The following is a 1,400-nucleotide window of genomic DNA, read 5'->3' as shown; positions in this document are numbered from 1 at the left end:
AACACAGCCAGAAGTTGACCCCCGCGACGCGGAATTTATCAAAACCCTGGCAGAATTAGAAAGAAAACTTTTAGTATCTCAGCTCGGTCAAATAGCTGAAGGTAAAGGTTCCGATCGAGACCTCTATGAGGTGCTGCGCCATATCACTTTGCAAATCGGAGATTTACTGGGTGCAGACCGCGCCACTATCTATTTACTAAATGAAGAAAAAACCGAACTTTGGTCGCTTGTGGCTGAAAATGAAGGAGATGAATTCCTCGATATTCAGCTACAAGTAGGAGAAGGCGTGGCTGGCAAAGTAGCCGAAACAAAGAGATTTATTAATATTCGGGCCAACCTTTACCAAGACCCGCGTTCCGTTCTCGTCAAAGAGTTCGATAAAAAATATGGATATCACACCTACAATTTATTAGCTATTCCAATATTAAACGACAGCAAAGAAGTTGTTTCTATTATCCAGTTACTTAACAAATTGAAGCAACCCGATAACCTCAATGAGGATTTGTCCCAGAAAATTGATAAAAATGGTTTTACAAAAGTAGACCGAGAAAGATTGAATTTTTTTGTTCCTTCTATTCAAAGGATTTTGGAAAGTTGTCGTTCTTCATATAAAGCTACTAAGAAACTAAGAGCAACCGCCGCGCTTGCAGAAGCTACCCGATCGCTCGATAAAAGCAATTTGGATACTAAAGAAATACTCCGACGGGTGATGGATGCGGCAAAGAAACTGATGAATGCCGATCGCAGTACGTTATGGTTGGTGGATAGCGATCGCGGTGACTTGTGGACGGAACTTCCCCATTTAGGGGAACTGCGATGCAAAATTGGCGTTGGTTTTGCAGGTCAAGTCGCTCAATCCCGCGAACCGATCATTATTCCCTTTGATTTGTACGACCATCCTAATGCTTCTAATGCTAAAAAAACCGATAAAGAAACGGGATATCGCACTTGTAGTTTGTTATGTATGCCAGTTTTAAATCCTGAAGGCGAATTGTTGGGTGTAACTCAATTACTCAATAAACGGAAATCAGGAGATTTTCCAGAATATAACCCAGCCGATTGGCCGAAAGCACCCGAACAATTCAAGGCTAGCTTTGACGAGAACGATCGCCACTGTATGCAGGTTTTCAACGAACGCGCTGGCGTGATTCTTCAGTACGCTAAAACCCACGAAACGCTTAAACAAATCGCCCAAAGTAAATCCAAAGAAGTTGTGCATAATACTTTAGTGATGCTCAGCAATGCTGTAGGCAACCAGGATGATGAATCTTGGTACAATGCACTCTATAATATGCTGAATCTTCTTACTCAATCGATAGCTAAATTAGTGGATGCCGAACAAGTAAATATTTTCTTATTCAATGCAGACAACAACACACTTTGGTCGGTTATTTTGGAAG

1 protein-coding gene is annotated in these 1,400 nt (G+C 41.5%); it reads left to right on the top strand.

Features of this window, described 5'->3' with window-relative positions; translation table 11 throughout:
* Positions 1–1,400: GAF domain-containing protein (locus H6S82_RS32615; protein ID WP_191057463.1), on the top strand; the 1,400-nt coding region annotated here is incomplete at both ends.

This window comes from Planktothrix sp. FACHB-1355 (assembly GCF_014748295.1).
In the GTDB taxonomy this organism is placed as follows: domain Bacteria; phylum Cyanobacteriota; class Cyanobacteriia; order Cyanobacteriales; family Aerosakkonemataceae; genus Aerosakkonema; species Aerosakkonema funiforme_A.
This window is presented reverse-complemented; position numbering and strand designations above follow the sequence as displayed.